Origin of the sequence: Staphylococcus chromogenes, assembly GCF_029024625.1 — a bacterium.
Taxonomy (GTDB): Bacteria; Bacillota; Bacilli; order Staphylococcales; family Staphylococcaceae; genus Staphylococcus; species Staphylococcus chromogenes.
On record NZ_CP118953.1, the window covers coordinates 242,600 to 262,779 of the forward strand.

At 36.4% G+C, this 20,180-nt stretch carries 17 protein-coding genes; 7 read left to right on the forward strand and 10 right to left on the reverse strand.

From position 1 onward, the window contains the following. Window positions 1–79 precede the first annotated feature (79 nt). A complete protein-coding gene (locus PYW36_RS01080) occupies window positions 80–1,351 on the forward strand; it encodes a mechanosensitive ion channel (protein WP_069191686.1) in 1,272 nt (423 codons plus the stop codon). Between the two features lie 42 nt (window positions 1,352–1,393). Here PYW36_RS01080 and isaB read toward each other — a convergent pair whose 3' ends face one another. After that, entirely contained in the window at window positions 1,394–1,879 is a 486-nt protein-coding gene (isaB, locus tag PYW36_RS01085) for an immunodominant staphylococcal antigen IsaB family protein (protein WP_103158953.1), read from the reverse strand. 374 nt (window positions 1,880–2,253) lie between these two features. Then, entirely contained in the window at window positions 2,254–2,490 is a 237-nt protein-coding gene (locus PYW36_RS01090) for a hypothetical protein (protein ID WP_037577403.1), read from the reverse strand. Window positions 2,491–3,033: 543 nt separating this feature from the next. Between PYW36_RS01090 and PYW36_RS01095 the strand changes: the two genes are divergently transcribed. Continuing rightward, window positions 3,034–3,687, forward strand: coding sequence for a poly-gamma-glutamate hydrolase family protein (locus PYW36_RS01095; RefSeq protein ID WP_172458424.1), 654 nt, complete (start codon window positions 3,034–3,036; stop codon window positions 3,685–3,687). Window positions 3,688–3,971: 284 nt separating this feature from the next. Continuing rightward, the gene (locus PYW36_RS01100) at window positions 3,972–6,536 is read left to right on the forward strand and encodes a YfhO family protein (RefSeq protein ID WP_229717303.1); all 2,565 of its coding nucleotides are present in this window, start codon (window positions 3,972–3,974) and stop codon (window positions 6,534–6,536) included. A 221-nt stretch (window positions 6,537–6,757) separates the two neighbouring features. Here the strand turns inward: PYW36_RS01100 and PYW36_RS01105 are convergent, their stop codons facing one another. The 6 genes from PYW36_RS01105 to sph form a co-directional block, all read right to left on the reverse strand. After that, window positions 6,758–8,356, reverse strand: coding sequence for a gamma-glutamyltransferase (locus PYW36_RS01105; RefSeq protein WP_103159492.1), 1,599 nt, complete (start codon window positions 8,354–8,356; stop codon window positions 6,758–6,760). Further along, entirely contained in the window at window positions 8,340–8,630 is a 291-nt protein-coding gene (locus PYW36_RS01110) for a hypothetical protein (RefSeq protein ID WP_037577412.1), read from the reverse strand. Before PYW36_RS01110 ends, PYW36_RS01105 begins: the two co-directional genes overlap by 17 nt. Continuing rightward, window positions 8,620–9,690, reverse strand: coding sequence for a CapA family protein (locus PYW36_RS01115; protein ID WP_103159493.1), 1,071 nt, complete (start codon window positions 9,688–9,690; stop codon window positions 8,620–8,622). Before PYW36_RS01115 ends, PYW36_RS01110 begins: the two co-directional genes overlap by 11 nt. A 14-nt stretch (window positions 9,691–9,704) precedes the next feature. After that, on the reverse strand, window positions 9,705–10,157 hold the full coding sequence (gene pgsC, locus PYW36_RS01120) for a poly-gamma-glutamate biosynthesis protein PgsC (protein WP_037577418.1): 453 nt from the start codon (window positions 10,155–10,157) through the stop codon (window positions 9,705–9,707). A gap of 2 nt (window positions 10,158–10,159) precedes the next feature. After that, window positions 10,160–11,320 carry a poly-gamma-glutamate synthase PgsB gene (gene pgsB / locus PYW36_RS01125; protein WP_103159494.1) on the reverse strand — a complete coding sequence of 387 codons (1,161 nt, stop codon included), beginning with the start codon at window positions 11,318–11,320 and terminating at the stop codon, window positions 10,160–10,162. Between the two features lie 686 nt (window positions 11,321–12,006). Continuing rightward, window positions 12,007–12,936: a sphingomyelin phosphodiesterase gene (sph, locus tag PYW36_RS01130; RefSeq protein WP_103158751.1), complete on the reverse strand. Its 930-nt coding sequence runs from the start codon at window positions 12,934–12,936 to the stop codon at window positions 12,007–12,009. Between the two features lie 751 nt (window positions 12,937–13,687). On the opposite strand from sph, the gene cls reads away from it, so the two are divergent. Next, entirely contained in the window at window positions 13,688–15,175 is a 1,488-nt protein-coding gene (cls, locus tag PYW36_RS01135; protein ID WP_103158750.1) for a cardiolipin synthase, read from the forward strand. Between the two features lie 219 nt (window positions 15,176–15,394). Next, the gene (locus PYW36_RS01140) at window positions 15,395–15,829 is read left to right on the forward strand and encodes an antibiotic biosynthesis monooxygenase family protein (protein WP_172458425.1); all 435 of its coding nucleotides are present in this window, start codon (window positions 15,395–15,397) and stop codon (window positions 15,827–15,829) included. Window positions 15,830–16,059: 230 nt separating this feature from the next. Here PYW36_RS01140 and PYW36_RS01145 read toward each other — a convergent pair whose 3' ends face one another. Together PYW36_RS01145 and PYW36_RS01150 are read right to left on the reverse strand one after the other, a co-directional pair. After that, entirely contained in the window at window positions 16,060–17,535 is a 1,476-nt protein-coding gene (locus PYW36_RS01145) for a sensor histidine kinase (protein WP_037577087.1), read from the reverse strand. After that, window positions 17,528–18,205, reverse strand: a complete 678-nt coding sequence (locus tag PYW36_RS01150; RefSeq protein ID WP_037577090.1) for a response regulator transcription factor — start codon at window positions 18,203–18,205, stop codon at window positions 17,528–17,530. The genes PYW36_RS01145 and PYW36_RS01150 overlap by 8 nt, the downstream gene beginning before the upstream one ends. A 214-nt stretch (window positions 18,206–18,419) precedes the next feature. Between PYW36_RS01150 and PYW36_RS01155 the strand changes: the two genes are divergently transcribed. Continuing rightward, on the forward strand, window positions 18,420–19,433 hold the full coding sequence (locus PYW36_RS01155) for a HoxN/HupN/NixA family nickel/cobalt transporter (protein WP_103158748.1): 1,014 nt from the start codon (window positions 18,420–18,422) through the stop codon (window positions 19,431–19,433). A gap of 277 nt (window positions 19,434–19,710) precedes the next feature. Beyond that, window positions 19,711–20,106, forward strand: coding sequence for a hypothetical protein (locus PYW36_RS01160; RefSeq protein ID WP_037577096.1), 396 nt, complete (start codon window positions 19,711–19,713; stop codon window positions 20,104–20,106). Window positions 20,107–20,180 lie beyond the last annotated feature (74 nt).

Sequence of the window (20,180 nt, forward strand, 5' to 3'; positions counted from 1 at the left end):
ATTTATATTTTTGTGATTATTTTACTTTAACGAGGGTACAGAAGAGTTAGAGAAATTAAATTTTAAGGAGGCTGTACATATGAACAATGTATGGAGCACGTTCAAGGGGGCAATTGAAACAATTGTCAATTTCATCCCGAACTTAATCAGTGCCATTTTACTTTTATTATTGGCATGGATTATTGCAGTAGTGGTGAAAAATATTATCGTTAAAGGTTTAAATGCACTTGGTGTAGATAAATGGTTAGAACGTAAAGGCTTAGTTAACAATCGTCCAAATGACGGACAGCAAGGTAAACGTTCTGAATCAGAAGGTTTAATTCGTACACTTGGTAAATTAGCTTATTTCTTAGTATTTTTATTATTCTTACCGCCAGTATTTGATGCGTTAGGTATGAAATCAGTATCTGAACCAATCAAAGGTATGATGAACAGCGTATTTGAATTCGCACCACGCATTATTGTTGCGGTGATTATTTTAGTATTAGGTTTATTCATTGCTAAAATGTTAGGTTCATTAGTGAAAAACTTACTTGCAAGCTTAAACGTAAGTCGTTTCAATCACTATGTGAACTTTGGTAAAAATTCAAGAGACGGTATTGATATTCCAGAAGCAACAGGTTGGATTATCACAGTATTAATCGGTTTATTCTTTGTTGTTCAAGCATTAACAACAGTAAACTTAGAAATTTTAAATGGTATTGGTAAAGCAATCATCGGTTACTTACCATTAGTGATTTCTGGTTTAATCATTTTAGGTCTAGGTCTTATCGGTGGTAACATTTTAGCGAAACTTGTTCGCCGTGCGACAGGTCATACATTACTTGCACAAGTGGTTAAATATTTATTAATCATTGTGGCTGTATTTATGACATTAGACCAATTAAACTTTGCACAAAGCATTGTTAACGTTGCGTTCTTATTAATCTTAGGTGCTGTCGCTGTTGCATTTGCAATCGCATTTGGTATTGGTGGTCGCGGTTTTGCTGAAAAACAATTAAACAGTCTTTCAAACCGTATCGAAGAAGACAAACGCAACCCAGACTATGGTAATACAGACGAACCATTATTCGGTTCAAAACAAAATAACGCTTACAACAACTATTCAGATGCGCATTATGACAATAATCACTATGATAACAATCATTATGATAATGCACATTATGAAGATCAGCACTATAACAACGCATCTGCAAACGATCACTTTGAACATAGCGAATTTGATGCTGACCAACGTGAAATTGAACGTCGTCAAGCTGAACAAAAATCAGACTATGTAAGAAATGACGAAGTAGAAGAACGTCGTGAACAGCGCCGTGAACGTCGTCGCGACCCACGTGATCGTCACTAATAAAACAAAACCTAGAAGCAACTTGCTTCTAGGTTTTTTTGTTTAGCGGCCATTGAATACCGTTATCATTGTTACTTGATGATATGCTTCTGTAAATTCAAGGGTCGCATTTTTGTATTGGTAACGATAGACTGTGCCTTGTTCAGATTCAAATACTTTTGTTGGTTTTCCATAGGTTGCTTTCACTTTTTCAATGGATGTGCCTTTAGAAACAGGGAAGGTAATACTACTTGCGGTTTTGCCTGAAACGACAGCGATACTTTGGTCATTAACTTTTTGATACTTGATGTTCTTCATGTTGAAAGGCGCTGAAATTTTGTAGCCATTAAATGACAGGCCTCTATGTTGTACCGCATTTTTAAAATGGCTGTTTAAGAAAAATGCACCTCCATATTGCGTTTGACCATTGTAAACATACCAAGGCGTTGTTGCAGCGTGCGTAGTGGCTACAGGAGCAATTGCTTGTGTACCTAAAAGTGTTCCAGTTGCTAATGTTGTCGCTAGTAAAACTTTTGAGAATTTTTTCATAAAAGCACCTTCTTTTTTGTTATTACAATTCTATTACATTATTACAAAAATATTACGAGTGTGCAAGTAGAAACACTATGATAGCTTTTGGGGAATTTATAGGTAATTAGAATTGGAAATCCGAGGACGTATTAAAGCGGATGAGGATATAAACACTTATATATATGACCGATGTTTAAGAAGTCTTTGCTTAGTCTTCAATCAAATTGGTGATAAATTTTTTCACATCTATATTATAAAAATTTGGCACATTAGTTTTACTTATTTAACTTACATCAAGAAAGCCATCATAGTTTATCCGAAGATAAATTATGATGGCTTTCTAAAATTGGCTAGAAATTATATTCTAATTCCGAAACATGTAAAATTCTTTTTTACATGTATTGTGAGGCTAAGTTTTGATATTCTTCTTGGCTTAACCCTTTGTAAGGAGTGCTTTGTGCGTTGTCATTGGTTTGAACAGTGGCTGTGTGAATATCATAGTCTAGAGAAGAAGCTAAATCATTGTATTCTTTTTGACTAAGCCCTGCTGCTTGTGAAGTTCCGCTTGCAAATGACGCTACACCTACTGCTAATGCTCCTGCTGCAACAAATTTAGTTAAATTTTTCATACATAATCACCTTTCTCTATTTGGTATATAAAGTATACTACCATAGAAGGTATTATTTTTCAACCCCAATGCTTCGAAATCGTAATATTTTTTGAAATAACTCAAAAAAAAGTTCATGTAAACGCGTTGGAATGCCATTAAACAAACATAATGAATGCATTATATTGTGTATCTTTTACAAGATGAAGTTTTTATGAAAGGGGGGAAAGATGTATGAGGCCAACATGAATTACAAAATATTCATTTAAATTTTACGGTTAATAATATATATACAAAGCTTTTCGATAGGAGATCCCTTGAAAAAATAAACGAACAGAGTAGCTGTAAATGTAAAAGTTTGTTAATTAATTCGCTTCATTTCTGATTTTATGATTATAATGTGATAATGATGTGAATATATATAACACAATGACAATTAAATTTGTTTGTAAAGATTTGGAGGTAGATTATATTAGTTAATTAAAATTTAAAAGTGGGGTGTTTTATTTCGTGAAAAAAATGATAATATCACTGTTATTAATATTAGGAATAATGGGGGTTAATATGGCGTATTTAACTTACTTTTCGACCCCAAGTCAAGCAGATGATCACTATGCATCAATGAAAGCCTTGATGAAAGCGACAAAAGAGGGCGAAGATTGGAAAATTCGGACGAAAGACGAAACAAATGCGACAGTGATTGTGGCACCGCATGGGGGAGGTATTGAACCAGGGACATCGGAAATCGCAGAAGATATCGCTGATAAAAGTCAGTCAGGCTTTTATACATTTGAAGGGTTACGAAGAGCAAATAATTCTGAGCTCCATGTGACTTCGGTCAATTATGATGAACCAAAAGCACAAAAAATGGTCGGTCAGTCACAACGTACCGTTACAGTCCACAGAACGAGCCGAGACGAAGCGGATGTCTTCATAGGTGGACGTGATACTAAATTAAAACAAATCATAACAGAAAAATTGTCGGACAAAGGGTTCAAAGTGAAACAAGGGACAGGTAGTATTGCTGGAGAAGGGGTCAACAATATTACGAATATGAACCAACGTCAAGCAGGGGTTCAATTAGAAATTTCAAGTAAAACCATACAACGTTTCTTTAAAAATGGAGACTCGAGTCGAATGGCCCGCGTACAAGCAACCAACTGGAGTCAAACGATGCAAGATTTTACAAGTAGTGTGGCAGAAGCTTTAAAGGCTTAAGCGTATGACATTTATCACAAAATGATGACGAGACGCAAATATGCGTTATCGTCATTTTTTATCACGTTTTAATTCTAAAACAGCGCTAAAGATTGTATGATTTTTCAGTTTTATGACGTTTTAAAAATCGTATTAAATCGCATGTTTTTAAGTGCATCTCCTGATGTTTTATAGTATCGTAACAATGTTGAAAATCGTATAGACAGAGAAAGAGAAGGAGGTCGAGTCCCATTCGACATTTTCAACAACAGCTACAACGATTTTTAAAAATTGCTTTTTTCAGTTTGATTCTCGCAACTGTGTTATTTATTCCCTTTTTTTATAACACCTTTGTCAATGGCATCGCATTTGCTGGAAAAGGGGATGGATTTAGTCAACTGATCCCGTTTCAAAAATATTTATATACACGCTATACTGAATTCAAAAGTTTTTATGATGTCGGCTTTGGATTAGGTGGCGATTACACGAAAGGGCTGTCTTATTACTATGCGACGAGTCCTTTAATGATGCTTTATTTTTTCGGAGTACGCCTCTTTGACCTCATGTTTCATTTGCCGACAGAGGAGATGACGTTTTGGGCGAAAAACCAAGTCATCCTTTCATATATACGTGTGTTGCTTACGACGATTGCAAGTTACTATTGTTTTCGATACATACAACCAGAGCGCCGACTTTTTGCGATTTTGGCCACCGTGATGTATGCCGTATCTGTCGTGACGATTTATTTTAATTTTACGTGGTCCTTTTATGGTGAGGTTTTAATCTTATTGCCATTGTCACTTCTTGGCATGGAGCGCTTTTTTAGAGAAAGTAAAATAGGACTATTTATTATCGCCATCGCAATCACATTATTTGCGAATTTCTATTTTGCCTATTACGAAATGATTATTCTGGGATTTTACTTTATTTATCGTACGATTGTGCCGCATTCCAAAGATATCGTTTCCCGTATGCAAAAACTGTGGATGTTAGCAGTGGCTGCCTTGATCAGTTTAATGATTGGCAGTATTGGTTTTTTTACAGGCATTTCAGCTGTCATGGAAAATGACCGACAAATCAATCCGCACTTAAGCATGTCCTTGTTTATTGATTTTTCGGAGAAATATCATATTTTTTCTAACGGCTTTTATATTACGATTTCAACAATTACGTTTATCGCTTTATTTGCGGTGAATCTTTATAAATACTATTATTATCGTTTATTTGCGATACTCACATGGGTTTTATTAATCGGGTCGTTAACCCCGTATTTTGATAGCTTTTTCAATGGATTTTCACTTCCAGCAAGGCGCTGGATTTACATTTTATGTTTATCCTCGAGCGTTCTTATCGCGTTATTCATACGTCATCTCTCAGAAGTGCATCTCAAACAATTGATGATGACCGCTATACCGACTGTCATTGTCATGGCGTTGATGTATGCGCATTACGATGCCACGATGAACTGGATGTGGGTGACGTTACTTATCATCATCGTTATGGGTGTGGTATTGTGGCAACGTCAATGGATGACGCACCGAGCCATGTATTACGTATGGATTGGATTGATATTACTACAACAAGCGATGATGATTGTTGATTATCACCAATCGCATATGTCTATATATGAACGACCGATTGCCTCTATGACAAAAGATAAATATCATAGTGAAGCGCTTCAGAAAGAATTTGACCAAATTCAGCATAAAGGAAATCCATTTTCACGCATTGAATATTTATCATTTTCTGCGCTGAATTCGCCATTTATTTATGGATATAATGGCTTGTCCATTTATTCAAGTTTATTTAATGGCGATGTCCTGCATTATTATGATAAAACGATGCAAATTGCGCAGCCGATTGATAAAAACAGTACGCATCGTTTATTAGGAAATCGAGCGAACTTAATGGCTTTATGGGATGCGAAAGATCGTTTTAAAAATCCTAAAGATGACAATCTTCCGTATGGGTTTGAAACAGAAAAAATAGTGGATGGAAAGGATAATCAATATCAATATTCAAAAGACATGATTCATTATCCAAGTACCCACATTACAAATAAAGTGTTTGACCCTAAAGATTTAAAATCACCGATAGATCGTGAACACGCCATGTTACAAGGGGTCGTCTTGAATGATGGCACGAAACCTAACAGTCAAATTCAAGAAAGTACCAACTACAAAAGCCTTGTCGAAACGAACACGAAAGATGCTGATTTTAAAGAAGGCCAACGTTTCTTAAAAGTAGCAAAAGATGAGGGTGGTTTAGAACTTAAAGTTCCTAAAACAGTCGCTGAAGATAATGAAGATTTATACGTTGAAATGGATTTAGAAATGGTCACACCGAAAGATAAAGCACATCAAGTAGCACTGAACGAATATAAACAAAGTCGCAGTTCGCTAAATTATACGTATCGTCGTGCGGTCACACCGATTACTTTCCGTGTGAAAGCCGATGAGACGTTACGATTAAAACTTTCAAAAGGGACGTACCGATACCACCTTAAAGGGATATATGGTGAAAACTATGAAACGCTCAAATCCGCGACGAAAGAAGTACAAAAAGTAAATGTCAAAAATACAAAAGACGGCTATGCGTTTACCAAAAATAAACAAGATTCGGGTTATCTTGTCGTACCGACCCCTTACGTTGAAGGATTTAAAGCGACAGCGGATGGAAAATCTGTGGACGTTAAAAAAGGGAATGGGATGCAGACGGTGATTCCTGTTAACAAGGGACAAGAACACATCGAATTGACGTATACGCCACCGCACCGAACATTGTTATGGATAGTGACAGTCATCGGTATCATTGTTGGCACCATCTATACACTTTGGATTGCGAGACGGTTTAAAAAGCAACAAAAGTAAGTGGCTTCAATGAAAAGGATTTTAACTGTCTACAAAGCATGAGTTTTGTAGGCAGTTTTTTCGTGCAGGTTTTTAGGGAGGTTATTTTAAGTGAACTAGCATACCTCGTGCTTAGAGACATTTTCAAAGCATGGAGAAGTTTTGAGTAAAAGGGCTATATGCCAAAGTAAGTTAACATGATAAAACAAAAGACGACACTCGTTTGAGCGTCGTCTTTTTGGTTATCTGACTTCTACGTCTTGGCCGGTTTCAACTTTTTTATCTTTATTAAAGTAAGCCGCTCCTTGGACACTACCGTAATTTGGATTATCTGAGCTGTTCTGCGTCTTATAACCTAATTTTTTGAACTCTTTAATGTTGTCTTCATTCATACCATTTTCATAATAAATGGTATCGCCATCGTTATAAAAACGTGGTTTTTCAATAATGTCTTGGAGTGAGCCTTTATCACGTAAATACTGAGACATTGTTTGTTGCAGTAACGTTGGAACTTTGTTACCGCCAGGTGTGCCTGTACCAAAGTGGTAATTTTCGCCTACTACAATCATAGGAGAGATGTAAGAGCGTGGGGTTTTATTAGGACCCCCTTTGTTGTCGCTTGAAGGTGACTTAGAGAAACGATCAAGTGCATTGTTTAAGAAGAAGCCTTGTTCGGTATATTGACCGTTACCAAAGAAATTATTCAACGTGTTGGTTGAGCTAATCATCTTGCCGTCTTTATCAATAACGACGAAATGGGAACCGGCTGTATTGGCTTCACCTTGTAAATCAAATTTATTTTTAATGTCTTTATATTCTTCTGCGTGATTTGAAAGGTAAGCATCGTTCAGTTTTTGTTGTTTAATCGGTTTTTCGTCATTGACGATGTAACGGTTTTTAAAGTTCACGTTACGTGCTTTTACAGTACCGTCCACATAAGATTGTGGAGTATCTTCGCTTAATTCACCGTTAATCATTTGATCGATTTTCAGTGATTGTAATGTGAAAATACCGCCGGTTGGGTTTGGTGATGTGTAGACTTGGTTGCCTAAATATTCTGTCGCAATCGGCTTTTTCTCTTTTGTTTTAAAGTCTTTGAAGTCTTGTGCGTCTAAGTTGCCATTTGTTTGTTCAGCGATTTTAGGACCGAGCTCTTTGTAAAAGCCGTCTGCACCGTTATCGCGAATTGTTTTTAACGTATTGGCCAAGTTCGGTTGTTTTACAACGTCACCGGCTTTTACGACTTTGCCATCTTTGACAAAAGGTGATTTTTTATCGACAATGGCGCTGTATTTTAACAACATCTTTTCTAAATCTGTATTGACTTGGAAACCATCTTCCGCAAGAGGAATGACGTAATTTAAAATTTCCTTCTCGCTCATTTTTCCTTCTTTCGCATGCATATGAGACATCCCACTTACAAAGCCGGGTACCCCGATTTGGTCTCCGTTTTTGTAATAGTGAGAAGAAACGGCATTATAATCATAGACTTTTGGTTTGTCTCCTTTATGACCAGAGTATGAGAGGGTTGTTCCTTCGCCCCCTAAGCCTGCCGCAAAGGGTTCTGTCACGGCTAATGTGTAAGCCACACCGTAAGCGGCATCGGCTGAGTTACCGCCGTCTTTAATAATTTTGTTGCCGACTTGTCTTGCGATTTCGTTGTTTGTCGACACGCCATATGATTTTATAGCGTTATCGTTAGAATCTTGAGATGCCAGTTTATTTTCATATAATTGGTCTTTATCGACTTGTTCCTCACGATTAAGATAATAAAATCCTACCGATGCGATAATCATGACAATTAAAATCACACCGAGTAATTTTTTATTGTAAATACTCATGGGATTGACCTCCGTCTAAGGCAACCTGTTGGTTATTTTGCGATGTCGTATCAGCTGGATGTGATTGAGCTTCTTTGAGTGACGCATGAAGTTCTTCACTTTTGTTTTCTGTTTGTTTAGCGGTAGGTTGTTGTGAGACGTGTCTTTCTTGTTTTAAATCGTGTTTTTCATATTTATCTAAAGTGTCATTAGCATTACTGTTGATGATTAAGAAGAATATGCCGCAAATCAGCAACACGATAACACCATAAAGAATGTAGTTTTTAGTTCTCATATGTGTAACCTCCATTGGTTTCTTTTAAATTAACTGATGGGCTTGAAATACGGTTAAAGAATTTTTGTTTTTCGATCGCGTTCATATTGTCTTTAGTGACTTGGTCGCCAGTCGTACGAATCGGAGTGATTTGGAATTTGTTTTTATCTCCATTCATTGTATGTTGTACAGCGATGCCTTTTTTGTTTTCAGATAAGAATTTATCTGAAGTCACGTTACCTAAGCTGTAAAAAATGCTTGAACCTTTGTAGTTTTCGATTTTTTGAACGACCGTATTATGACCGACCACCACATCGGCACCCGCATCAACGAGCGCACGACCGTATTGTTTTTGACGGTTCGTCACGTTAGGTTCATCAGGAATCCCCCAGTCGACATTGACAATTACCACATCATTATCTTTTTTAAGTCTTTGAACGAGAGGCATAAAGATTTTAGGTTCAAGGGCGATAGACGTTGTGGCTTTACGAGGGTCCATGTATTTTGAACTGACATCTGTAAACGACACACTTGCCACTTTTTTACCATGAACGGTTTTATTTGTGATTTTACTGTTTAATGGGTTAGACCCATTTCCTGTTGTGAAGTTGTAGCCATGTTTGGCATCGGCTTGTCTTGTGATTTGTTTGATTTGTTCAAGGTCCACAGAGTTGTTTGTTAAATTGATCGTGCTTAGATCTAAATGGTTTAAGAAATTAATATTTTTTAAGTTTTTATCGATGTTACGTTTTGGATCTTTTGCGAAGTTGTTAACGTTTAAGCTGGCTGTGGCATAGTCACTTTCTTTAATAATGCCTGAGACCGCGCTAAACATATTTTTCAAGTCGTTTTGACGAATATTTTCATTTAATGTGATGTTACCGAGGTACGTCAGGTGTAAGCCTTTATCTTCTTTACCAAAGACGTTAACTTCTTCAGTTTTAGTCGTAAGCATAAAGAAGACGAGCAACCCAATGGCAATCACTGTCACGAAAATCATCAATAAGGAATTGTGCTTTTTTTGCGTTTTAGAGTTGCGGAGAATCCGTTCTTCTAAATTTAATTTGTTCTTTTTCGACATAATTTAGCTCCCTTTTACTTAATAAAGCTATAAGCGAATAGAATGATATAAGTCATACCTGTCAGCAACATACATGATGCGAGTGTTGTGATTGTCCCTTGTTTTTGAATTGTGTTGGCGATGATACCAGGAATAACGATACCAATCCCTGAAAGCTGCACAATTTCAAAAGGGGTGAGTGGATAAATTAAATCAAAGAGGAATTTAAGAATCATCCCTGTTAAAATCATCGCTGCGAATTTACGACGTCCGTATAAAATAGCGACACGACTTACACCGTGGACAACGATGAAATATGTAAGACAGCTAATCACTAAAATTGAAAGCAACATGATTGGCTGATCAAATATCAAAGCCAAGTAACCCGGAACCACCAGTCCTGCAGGCGTAATTCCAAATTTTTCGGCGAAGATTAAACTTAATACAATACCTACGAATAGCGAGAAATATAACTCTGAACCTATCAAAATTAATCCAACCCTTCCATTAAATTAATGACTTGTTTACCTGTGCCGTGAATATTTCCGACAGTGAAAATTAAGGCTTCATGACATTCTTCAAAAATCGCTTGTTCTACTTCACTAAATGGACGACCTTCAAAGTTTAAATATTTTTTATCAGGACGTTCATTTTTCATTGCTTCTGTGACAGCCTGTGTACTCTTACCGACACAAATGAGCGTGTCATATTCGACATTTGTAATGAAGTTTTCTGCGAACAATTTCGTTCTATCGAGTCTGTCTGCACGACAGTTTAAAATAATAACAATCTTCTTGAATGGATATTTATAATCTATAACTTTTTGTAAAATTGCTTTTGTTGATTTGGGTTCATTTGCGGCAAACGCGTTGACGAAGACATTTTGCGTATTATTTTTATCAAAGTACTTCACGCGAACAGCACCACTATCTGGCGGCGCATTCAACATACCATCAATCATTCTGTCTTCTTTAATACCTACTGCTTTGGCAACACCTAAGGCAATGGCGACGTTGTCTGGGAAGACGATGTAGTCAAAGCGACGTAATAACGCTTCATCAATGTCATCTTTATCAACGACAATGGTTTCTGTATTGCGTTGATCTGCAACTTTTTTGAAAAAGTCCGTGTATTCATCTTTCATGACGACAAGTTTTCCATTATAAGGAATTGTTGCGGTAAATGATTCAGCCACATCGTCTAAGGTGGGACCTAATGTTTCCATATGGTCTTCCATAACATTAACGATGACCCCTATATTGGCTTTTAATAGTTGTTTCTGGAAAATAATTTGATAGTCAGGGTTTACAGCCATACATTCATTGACGATGGCTTCTGCGCCTTCCTTATTCACTATTTTCAAAATATCCCTTTGTTCCCCAATATTTGGACCTTGAGGTTTACGTACAACCGGAAACTCTTCATCTGTATACCAGTAAAGCATACGTGCATCTGTTCCAGTGGTTTTACCGATGACCTTCATATGGTCTTCTCGTAAAATTCCGTAAATCAATCGAGTAATCGTTGACTTACCACGTATCCCGTTGATGTTAATACGAACAGGAATACTATTGATGCGTTTGTTATGGACATAGATTTCTCTTATGGCCAAAACTAAAATCAAAGCAGTAAAGAAAATTACCAAAAACAATTTTTTCACCTCGTTTTAATTTGTCACCCCGCTATGCTATCACAAATAAGATGCTTAAATTACATGTTTACATTTATTTAAGTTTGTTTATTTTTATCATAAAAAAATATTTAATCGCATTACTTACGCTAAATAATATTTTTATAAAAACGTGTGTAAAACAAATAAATTTTAATTCGTAGAAAGACTTCAGGAATGCATATTTGAAAATTTGTCGAAATTTTCTTGTAGACAAATATTATAAAATGAGTATATTTGTAAAATTACAATCTTAATGCAAATATTTTTCAATAATGTATTTAGGAAACGAAAAGTAATAATAAAAAGCGATAAGAAAATGTTATCATATTGATTCATCTTGATTATTTTTTGTATAATTTGTTACTCTAATGGATTGAAGTGACTCGGAAGTATGCGAGAAAATGATAAACGAAAACTACTGATATGACAGTATTTATATAGTGTGATTGATATTTAGTTGGCTTTACAAATCTATTGTTTTGTACCATTTTTTATAGATATGACCTTGGAATAAAGAAGAAAACAACAGAAATTATAAAGGGCAGGAAATAAAAAATTTAGGGAGCGCGAAACATTAAGAAACGTGATAATGACGGTCTTTTCTTTAAAAACACGTAATGTTACACAGAAAGATAAATTGTACCATTACGTGCTGGATTGTCATATTATTGAGAATTTGAAGCAATGACAGGGTAATGATCAGAAAAATCTTGGTAGGTATACGATTTTCCCCAAGACGTCACAGACCATTGCGGCGATTTTACAGGACGTGCTTCATTACTCCAATGAGAAGGCTTGGCATGATGCTTTTCTACGAGGATATAATCTAAATATTGCGGTGCGTAATCAGGGTAATTATAGCGGGCAATCCCATTGGTTTCTGTATCCCATGTCGCATTATGCCCTTGATAAGTTGGTGCAGATACATTTAAATTGGACAACATGTCTTGATACTCTTGTGACCCTTTTTGCACGTTTAAGTCACCGCCAATGAGAACCATCTCATTTTTAGGAATATGCTTTTCTTCGATGAATTGATGGATTTCTGCCATTTGACGCGCCCGTACTTCGGCATCTTTCGCTGACGAACTTCCACCGTTATCCGCTTGAAGATGCGTGCCAATGATATGGATAGGTTGGCCTTGTTTAATGATTTTGACATAGACAAACCCTTTTTTCGCCATCGCATCAGCCCCAAGGCCTTTTGCATAAATATGTTGTTCTTGGCGTGCAATTGGATAGCGACTCACAATACCCACACCTCCATTTGATACTTTAGCGTTATGAATATAACCGTGCGCATCATCCCAGCGGTCATCCTTATTACCGAGTACAGGGGTTTGGTAAGGATACTCCTGGCATAGACGAGATTGGAGTTGGTTCGTCGCTTGACGATCGAACAATTCGTTCAAAATTATCACGTCATTATTTTGAATATAGGGTGCTTCCGCAATAAGATCCGCACGTTGCATTTGCCCCCAATTCGGATACAACGCTTGAGGCATAAAATAAACATTGTGCGTCGTGATCCGTAGTGATGGAAAAGAAGCGGCTGCCTGTGCAGAAAATGAAAAAATGAGTAAACAAAAAATCATGATGAAACCACAGCGAAATATAACTTTCAATGAGGACACTCCTTTATGTAGATATCTTACAAAATCTACACTAACAAACAGGCATTAACCTCATATTAAGTAGGCGTAAAGGATAAAAAAATTGAATTTATGAGAAAGTTTCTTTTGCGCAAGGGAAAAGTGTGATATGATATATATTAGTCAAACATGGATCATGATCCACAAAAACCCTACATCTCTTCGGGATGTAGGGCTTTTTGTGTTACTAGGTATCGTCTCTGTTAATCACGCGCCTATCGAGCCAGTGCTTGAAATAGGTGAGTGCGCCACCGACCAGTAACGGTGCAAGAAACTGTTGAATTAACGTGGATAGCATACGCATCCTCCTCCATAGAAAATTCATCTATAGAGCATAGACGATACCCCATTATAGCAAGAGGAAAAATCTAGAAAATGGCAGTAGAATAAATGAAATAAAATAGTAAAGTTGGGATGGATAAAAACATCCAATCCTCATTCCTTATTTCCAAATGGTATTGTTTTGGATTTAGCAAGCTACTTATAATTTTTATTTAACTGAAAGCTCATTTGCTCATATTCTATGAAATTATAAGTATCACAATGAGTTGAGAGTTCGTTGAAGCCATAGGTCACTCATAATTAAAAAATGGGTAGTATAAGTACACTAATTATTTTTCATATCATAAGACCTTGTGTTACTTTTTGGGTATAATAAAAACATTATAAGAATAGTACGAACGAGGTGAACGGAATGCAATTGATTTTTGATCCGAGCGTGAATTTGTTTTATCGGCTGTTTCTAGGCTCATTTTTTGTGATTAATTTAGTGCTCGCTTTTTTCATAATCTTTATGGAACGTGATCGCCGTGAAGCAACTTCCACGTGGGCATGGTTGTTATTACTATTTGTTGTGCCTGTACTCGGTTTTTTTCTATATTTATTCTTCGGACGGGCCGTCAGACTAAAAAGTACTAAAGAGACAGGGCAAGAGATTGAAGATGCGCGTTCACGCGTGATGCATCAGCAGCAACAATTTAAAAAGGGAACGTTTCAAACCGATAACCCTGTTGTGGAAAAACAATCAGATTTAGTGCAAATGATGTTGACGCGAGAAGCCTCATTTTTAAGTGAAAACAATCATGTTCATATTTTTACAGATGGCCATGAATTATTTGAACGTATGAAAGAGGATTTGCGTAATGCCAAACATTACATTCATATGGAATTTTACATTATCAACCTAGATGGATTAGGAACAGAAGTACTCGAAATATTAAAAGAAAAAGCACGTGAAGGATTAGAAGTAAAATTATTGTATGATGCAGTGGGGTCTAAACAACTGCGCAAAGGTAAAATGAAAGGACTCGTTGAAGCGGGTGTTTCTATTGAAGCCTTTTTCCATGCGAAGATTATCCCATTTATTAATTTCCGTGTGAATAACCGCAACCACCGTAAAAATGTCGTCATTGATGGAGATATTGGTTATGTCGGAGGCTTTAATGTTGGGGATGAATATTTAGGCTTAGATAAGAAACTAGGATACTGGCGTGATACGCACCTTCGTATTCAAGGGGACGGGGTGGATGCGCTTCAATTGAGTTTTATCCACGACTGGAACTCACAAGTGGACGATAGTAGAAAACTCGATTATGATAAAAAATATTTTCCAACGAATGCGCGTAAAGATGGCCGTGTGGCGATGCAACTTGGCTTGAGTGGTCCAAACAATGCTTGGCACCAATTGGAATTTGCGTATATGAAAATGATTATGAATGCGAAAGAATCTATCTATATGCATACGCCTTATTTTGTGCCAGAAATTGGCTATGTCAATGCGTTACGGATTGCCGCAAAATCTGGGGTCGAGGTGAATTTAATCGTCCCGAATAAGCCAGATCAACCGTTTGTCCATTGGGCAACGTTAACGATTGTGGCGCAATTAATGTATGATGGTGTTAATGTATATACGTATGAAAAAGGGTTTATCCATTCGAAAATGATGGTCATTGATGGCGAAGTGGCCTCTGTTGGATCTGCCAATATGGACCAACGGAGTTTTCAATTAAACTTTGAGGTGAATGCGTTGATTTATAATAAAAATATAGCGGAACAATTAATAAAAGCGTTTGAACAAGATGTGAAAGATTCGAAAAAATTGACGCCTGAACGTTATGAATCTCGTTCAAATTGGGTGAAATTTAAACAGTCTATCGCAAAATTAGTGTCACCAATTTTATAAAATAAAAGTATTTTTGATGGATTTAGGATGCTTCTACGATATGTTTTATTGTGGAAGTATCCTATTTTTATAGGGTTATCCAAAGGCGATTATTACGATAGGAATACTTTTCTATAATAGTTGAAATTACAGATTTTTTATATTATCATGAAGAATTTTTAAATGTTGCTTTCAGATGGTATAAAGGTGGGAATACACTATATGAGAAGGAGGCATCTTATGGAAATACTTGATGTGAATAAAAATTATCGTATTCGCTTTGAAGATTTAGTGTGCATTGATAAAAATAATGAAACGAAAGCGTACCAACCTTTGGATGTCATTGGCAATCCCATCAAAGAAAGTTATGTCGTGTTAAACTATATTAAAGTCTTAGAAGGACATTCTGAAACTTTTGAACAACAATGTTTCGAAAAAGATTTTTATTTAGAAGAGCGAGACGGCTTTCAAGGCTATTACTTTTTAAGATTAGAAAACGATGTTGATCAATATCTGATTATCACATTATGGCAAGATGTGCAATATTATGAGGATTGGTTTGCTTCTGAAGGTTTTCAACAAGCCTTTCGTGAAATTATAGAATGTGATATCGTCAATTGTCAATTAACATACAAAATTTCGTTTTATGATGAAACATTTAAACGAGCTTTTTGATGGCTTGAAAGTGTCACGCAACTTAAAATGTTGACAGACTGTTTAGATATCTAAATAATAATAAATTAATTCAATACAAATGATGAAACTTCATTTGTAAGTTTTCATCATTTGGTAAAATTACATACGTTTGATATAGCTCATTTTCATATCTCTGATATGCAGGAAAACGTCCACCCATAATCAATGCGATGGACGTTTTTTAATAGGATAACTCCTCGTTTTAAAATCTATTTTTCTTGTGTATGGGCTTTAAGGTGAATTTTAAAGTGAGCACCTTTTTCAGATGGCACTAGGGTTAAATCACCTTGATGGAACTCGACAGCGTCTCGAATGATAGAGAGCCCGAGGCCATGTTCATCTTTTACTTTTTTAGATGTGTAGGATTTTTCGATTAATTCGTCTAGCTTATACGAAGGTAATCCTTTTCCATCATCCTTGTAATCAATTGTTAGATGCGTTTGGTCGAGCTTGAAGTGAATCATAATATTCGGATTGATGGCATTATGGTCTAAGCTATTGTTAATTAAGTTAAATAACAAACGTTCAAAGTATAGTTTATTGCCATAAAACGTCGTTTCGTATGGAAAATCAAAATTGACCGTGATTTTATCGAATCCAATCGTGGAAACAACACGCTCTACAGTATTTTGAATTTCAAAACTTTCCCGGTGATATTCCATTTGCTCGGTTTCAAATTTGAACTGGGCGCTTAGGTTATCAATGACTTCGCGAATGTAATCGGCTTTCTCTGAAATGAGCTTTAGATGTTGTTGATCCATTTCACTCGCGCCTCGTACGAGTTTTGAAAAACCATAAATCGAAGTCAGTGGAGATTTCAAATCATGAGAAATTTGAGAAATCCATTTTGTTTTATAATATTGAATCTGATCATGATAAAAGCGATCTTTTACAAGTTGTTTGTTGAGTGTGAATATCGCATCATCTAACTCTTTATATGTTTTACGTGTACGGTCACGATTTTTAATATGCGCATCGGGTTGATGAAGTTTGCCGACACTTAAGTTTTGAATCCAGCGTGAATAGAAAAATAGCGGCTGCGATAAATGTCGCGAAATCATCCATGAAATAAAGAGAATAGAGAGAATATTCGCGATAATAATCGCAATCCAACTCAAGTAAATCGTATGCGTATTCTTTTTAATTAATGTCGTATCAGAACGATCGATACCGCTATTTTCGTAAAATTTCAAATGACCGTCATCGATGTTGAATTCGTAAGGGTTTAATCCATTTGTCCGAATACTTTCTAGTAACATATGCGTATCGATTTCATTCTCATTTTTAATGACTGGATTTTCACCACTTCGATAAATATAGACAAAATAATAATGTTCAGCCCCATATTTATAACGAATCGAGTGGGACTGGTAGGCGTTTTTGATTAGACGGCTTTTAATATTGCCTTTAACATTGTGGGGATACGCAATGTCTCCATTGAGTTTTGTGACGTATACGTCTGCGTTACTTTGTTGGGCAAGTTCTAATATTTGATTAGGGACCTCGACACGTTGAGGAGAGTAAGGCGGGTAGAGCTCTAACTCGATATCATCTAGTTTGTTGATGTGTGAGGGTTTCGTTGCCAAATACGTAAACAGTAAGAAACCGATGAGTGTGAGTATCGTCGTAATAATAAAATATAGTGACATATACTTAGCAAACTTAAGGATAAAGCGTTTATTCATTGATTAGGCCTCTATAGATATAGCCCTTACCACGTGCAGTTTGAATCAATTCTGGCGTGTTAGGGGTTAATTCAACCTTTTTACGCAGTGTACGTATATGTACCATTAAAGTATTATCATCAACGCCTGTTTCATAACCCCAAACTTGCGCATATAACTGTTCTTTACTTAAAATGCGGTTCGGATTACTAATGAAATACTCTAATAAGTCATATTCACGCGCTGTTAAATTGGCAGGTTCGTCTTGTACCCATACTTCCGCGGTACGGAAATTCACTTTTAAATGTTTGAATTGATACATATAATCGCGTTTAGGTTTTAAATGGATTTTCACGCGATATGCGAGCTCCATAGGGTCGAAGGGTTTTTTGATATAATCGACTGCGCCTTCTTCAAAACCGCGATATACATCGTAACTCGTATCTTTCGCCGTAACGATTAACACTTTTGTTTGTGTTTGGTCGACTTCGTTTAAAAGCTCATAACCACTTTCTGAATGTAAGTTCAAATCTAATAAAATGACGTCATAGGTGTGCGACTGTAAATATTTAAGCGCTTCATTAAATGTGCTCGCACAATCTGCCTCACCGATATGTTGAGAGGTCAGAGATAAGTGGATTAATGCTTGTATATCTAGGTCGTCTTCTATTATTAAAATTTTGTTACTCATGTTTGCACCTCTTTTTTTTCTCTTTATCCCTCATTTAAGCACATTTTTTTCTAATAAGGTAGATATAAATCTATTAAAAATCTATTTTATTATGTGAATTGCCAATCATGATTTGATTTTTATGTTTCATTAAAAATGTTTAGAAGGCTTTGACTTTAAATTATAAGAACGTAGGTGTATTATTTTATTATTCTAAAATAGTAATGGTGATTTTATGAAAATTAATCGAAATCTTAAATCGGCAGTCCCTTATTTAAGTGTTGTCCTGGCTTTACACATTATCGGAGTCGGCTTTTTGTTTTTTGGGGGGTGGCAACATCCAGTGCTTTTAGGCATGGGCCTCATCGCCTATACCCTTGGTTTACGACATGCATTTGATGCCGATCACATTGCGGCGATTGACAATACCGTACGAAAATTATTAGAACAACGCCAAAATCCAACTGGCGTAGGTTTTTATTTCTCTTTAGGCCACTCCTCAGTCGTCTTTTTAATGGCTGTCTTACTCGGTGTGGCGGTCAATTGGGCGAAAACGCATTTAACCACCTTCCAAACAACGGGTGGTCTTATTGGCACGCTCGTTTCCGGATTTTTCCTAATATTAATTGGAATTTTGAATTTTGTCATTCTCATCCAATTGGTTCAGTTGTTTAAAAAGGTGCGACGTGAACATATTACCTCACTCGAATTAAATGAATTGTTAGATTCACGAGGGCTCATTATGCGATTTGTCCGCCCACTATTTAAATTTATTACGAAAAGTTGGCACGTGTATCCGCTTGGTTTTTTATTTGGCCTCGGGTTTGATACTGCGAGTGAAGTCTCATTACTTGCGCTTTCAGCAGGGGCAGCACAACAAACCCTTCCATTATTAGGGATTTTATCTTTACCGATCCTGTTTGCGGCAGGCATGAGTCTATTAGACACGCTCGATGGGGTCGTGATGACAGAAGCGTATCATTGGGCATTTGATACCCCGATACGCAAAATCTATTACAACATTACGATTACTTCTGTGTCAGTCATTGCGGCGTTATTTATCGGTGTATTAGAAATTCTCCAACTGATTGGTGAGAAACAACATTGGACGTCAGGTTTTGGAGGATGGATTGCCCAACTAGACATCGGTTGGTTAGGATACGGATTGGTCATTGTCTTCATACTGGCATGGCTGATTTCCATGACGATTTGGAAAGTCTTCGACATTGAAGGTAAAGGTGTAAAATAAATGAAAAAGAGCTATATTGAAATGGAAATATTTCAATATAGCTCTTTTTATCTTTTCTTTTAAACGGCGATGTGTTTATACCCCCTGTGATAACGGTGTTTTTAGACGTCTTTGGAGTCTTCGGGGACTATGAGGGTAGACTCACCTCACTTGAAAGGAGCGCCTATGTTTTATAAATATCCAAGGCTTAGGTTTCGTAAAATTTAAATTTTGGATTATTCAGAAATTTACATGTATAGTAGTGTATAACAGGGTGCGTCGAAAGGTGGTGGGGCCGATGCGACGAAAACAATTAGAACCTTTTAAAAATCGAAAAGTGATCGTACTAGGGACGTTAGTGACAGTCAAAAGAAAAAGCAAGTTGAATCCCAATGTCTGCTTATTATTGAAAAATGTGACAGTTTCAGGTATTCAGGTCGATCATTTGTGGCTTTATGAGCATCGTAATTATTATGACGACTATTTGGCTATGGTCGGCGAAGAGGTCCGATTTAAAGCAAAAGTTGTCCCCTATTTGAAAAAACGTAATGGGGTTTTTGTTGAAAATTACGGTGTGGAACGTTGTTCGCGCATCATCTTGCGTGAGATGTATGAAAAGCAATTTGGGGAACCGAAAGAGAAAATTTATGATTTTGAAGATATAGATTTGCTTTTTAAAGAAGTTATGGAGTAATTTTTTACAGTAACACATCTTTCATCCAAAAGTTGTAGCGTTCATTTATGGTAAAATGGGAAAGTAAAACTTAT

Coding starts and splice junctions, on each gene's coding strand:
- PYW36_RS01080 (WP_069191686.1), top strand. CDS start 80: ATGAACAATGTATGGAGCACGTTCAAGGGGGCAATTGAAACAATTGTC.
- isaB (WP_103158953.1), bottom strand. CDS start 1,879: ATGAAAAAATTCTCAAAAGTTTTACTAGCGACAACATTAGCAACTGGA.
- PYW36_RS01090 (WP_037577403.1), bottom strand. CDS start 2,490: ATGAAAAATTTAACTAAATTTGTTGCAGCAGGAGCATTAGCAGTAGGT.
- PYW36_RS01095 (WP_172458424.1), top strand. CDS start 3,034: ATGGCGTATTTAACTTACTTTTCGACCCCAAGTCAAGCAGATGATCAC.
- PYW36_RS01105 (WP_103159492.1), bottom strand. CDS start 8,356: ATGAGTATTTACAATAAAAAATTACTCGGTGTGATTTTAATTGTCATG.
- PYW36_RS01110 (WP_037577412.1), bottom strand. CDS start 8,630: ATGAGAACTAAAAACTACATTCTTTATGGTGTTATCGTGTTGCTGATT.
- PYW36_RS01115 (WP_103159493.1), bottom strand. CDS start 9,690: ATGTCGAAAAAGAACAAATTAAATTTAGAAGAACGGATTCTCCGCAAC.
- sph (WP_103158751.1), bottom strand. CDS start 12,936: ATGATTTTTTGTTTACTCATTTTTTCATTTTCTGCACAGGCAGCCGCT.
- cls (WP_103158750.1), top strand. CDS start 13,688: ATGCAATTGATTTTTGATCCGAGCGTGAATTTGTTTTATCGGCTGTTT.
- PYW36_RS01140 (WP_172458425.1), top strand. CDS start 15,395: ATGGAAATACTTGATGTGAATAAAAATTATCGTATTCGCTTTGAAGAT.
- PYW36_RS01145 (WP_037577087.1), bottom strand. CDS start 17,535: ATGAATAAACGCTTTATCCTTAAGTTTGCTAAGTATATGTCACTATAT.
- PYW36_RS01150 (WP_037577090.1), bottom strand. CDS start 18,205: ATGAGTAACAAAATTTTAATAATAGAAGACGACCTAGATATACAAGCA.
- PYW36_RS01155 (WP_103158748.1), top strand. CDS start 18,420: ATGAAAATTAATCGAAATCTTAAATCGGCAGTCCCTTATTTAAGTGTT.
- PYW36_RS01160 (WP_037577096.1), top strand. CDS start 19,711: ATGCGACGAAAACAATTAGAACCTTTTAAAAATCGAAAAGTGATCGTA.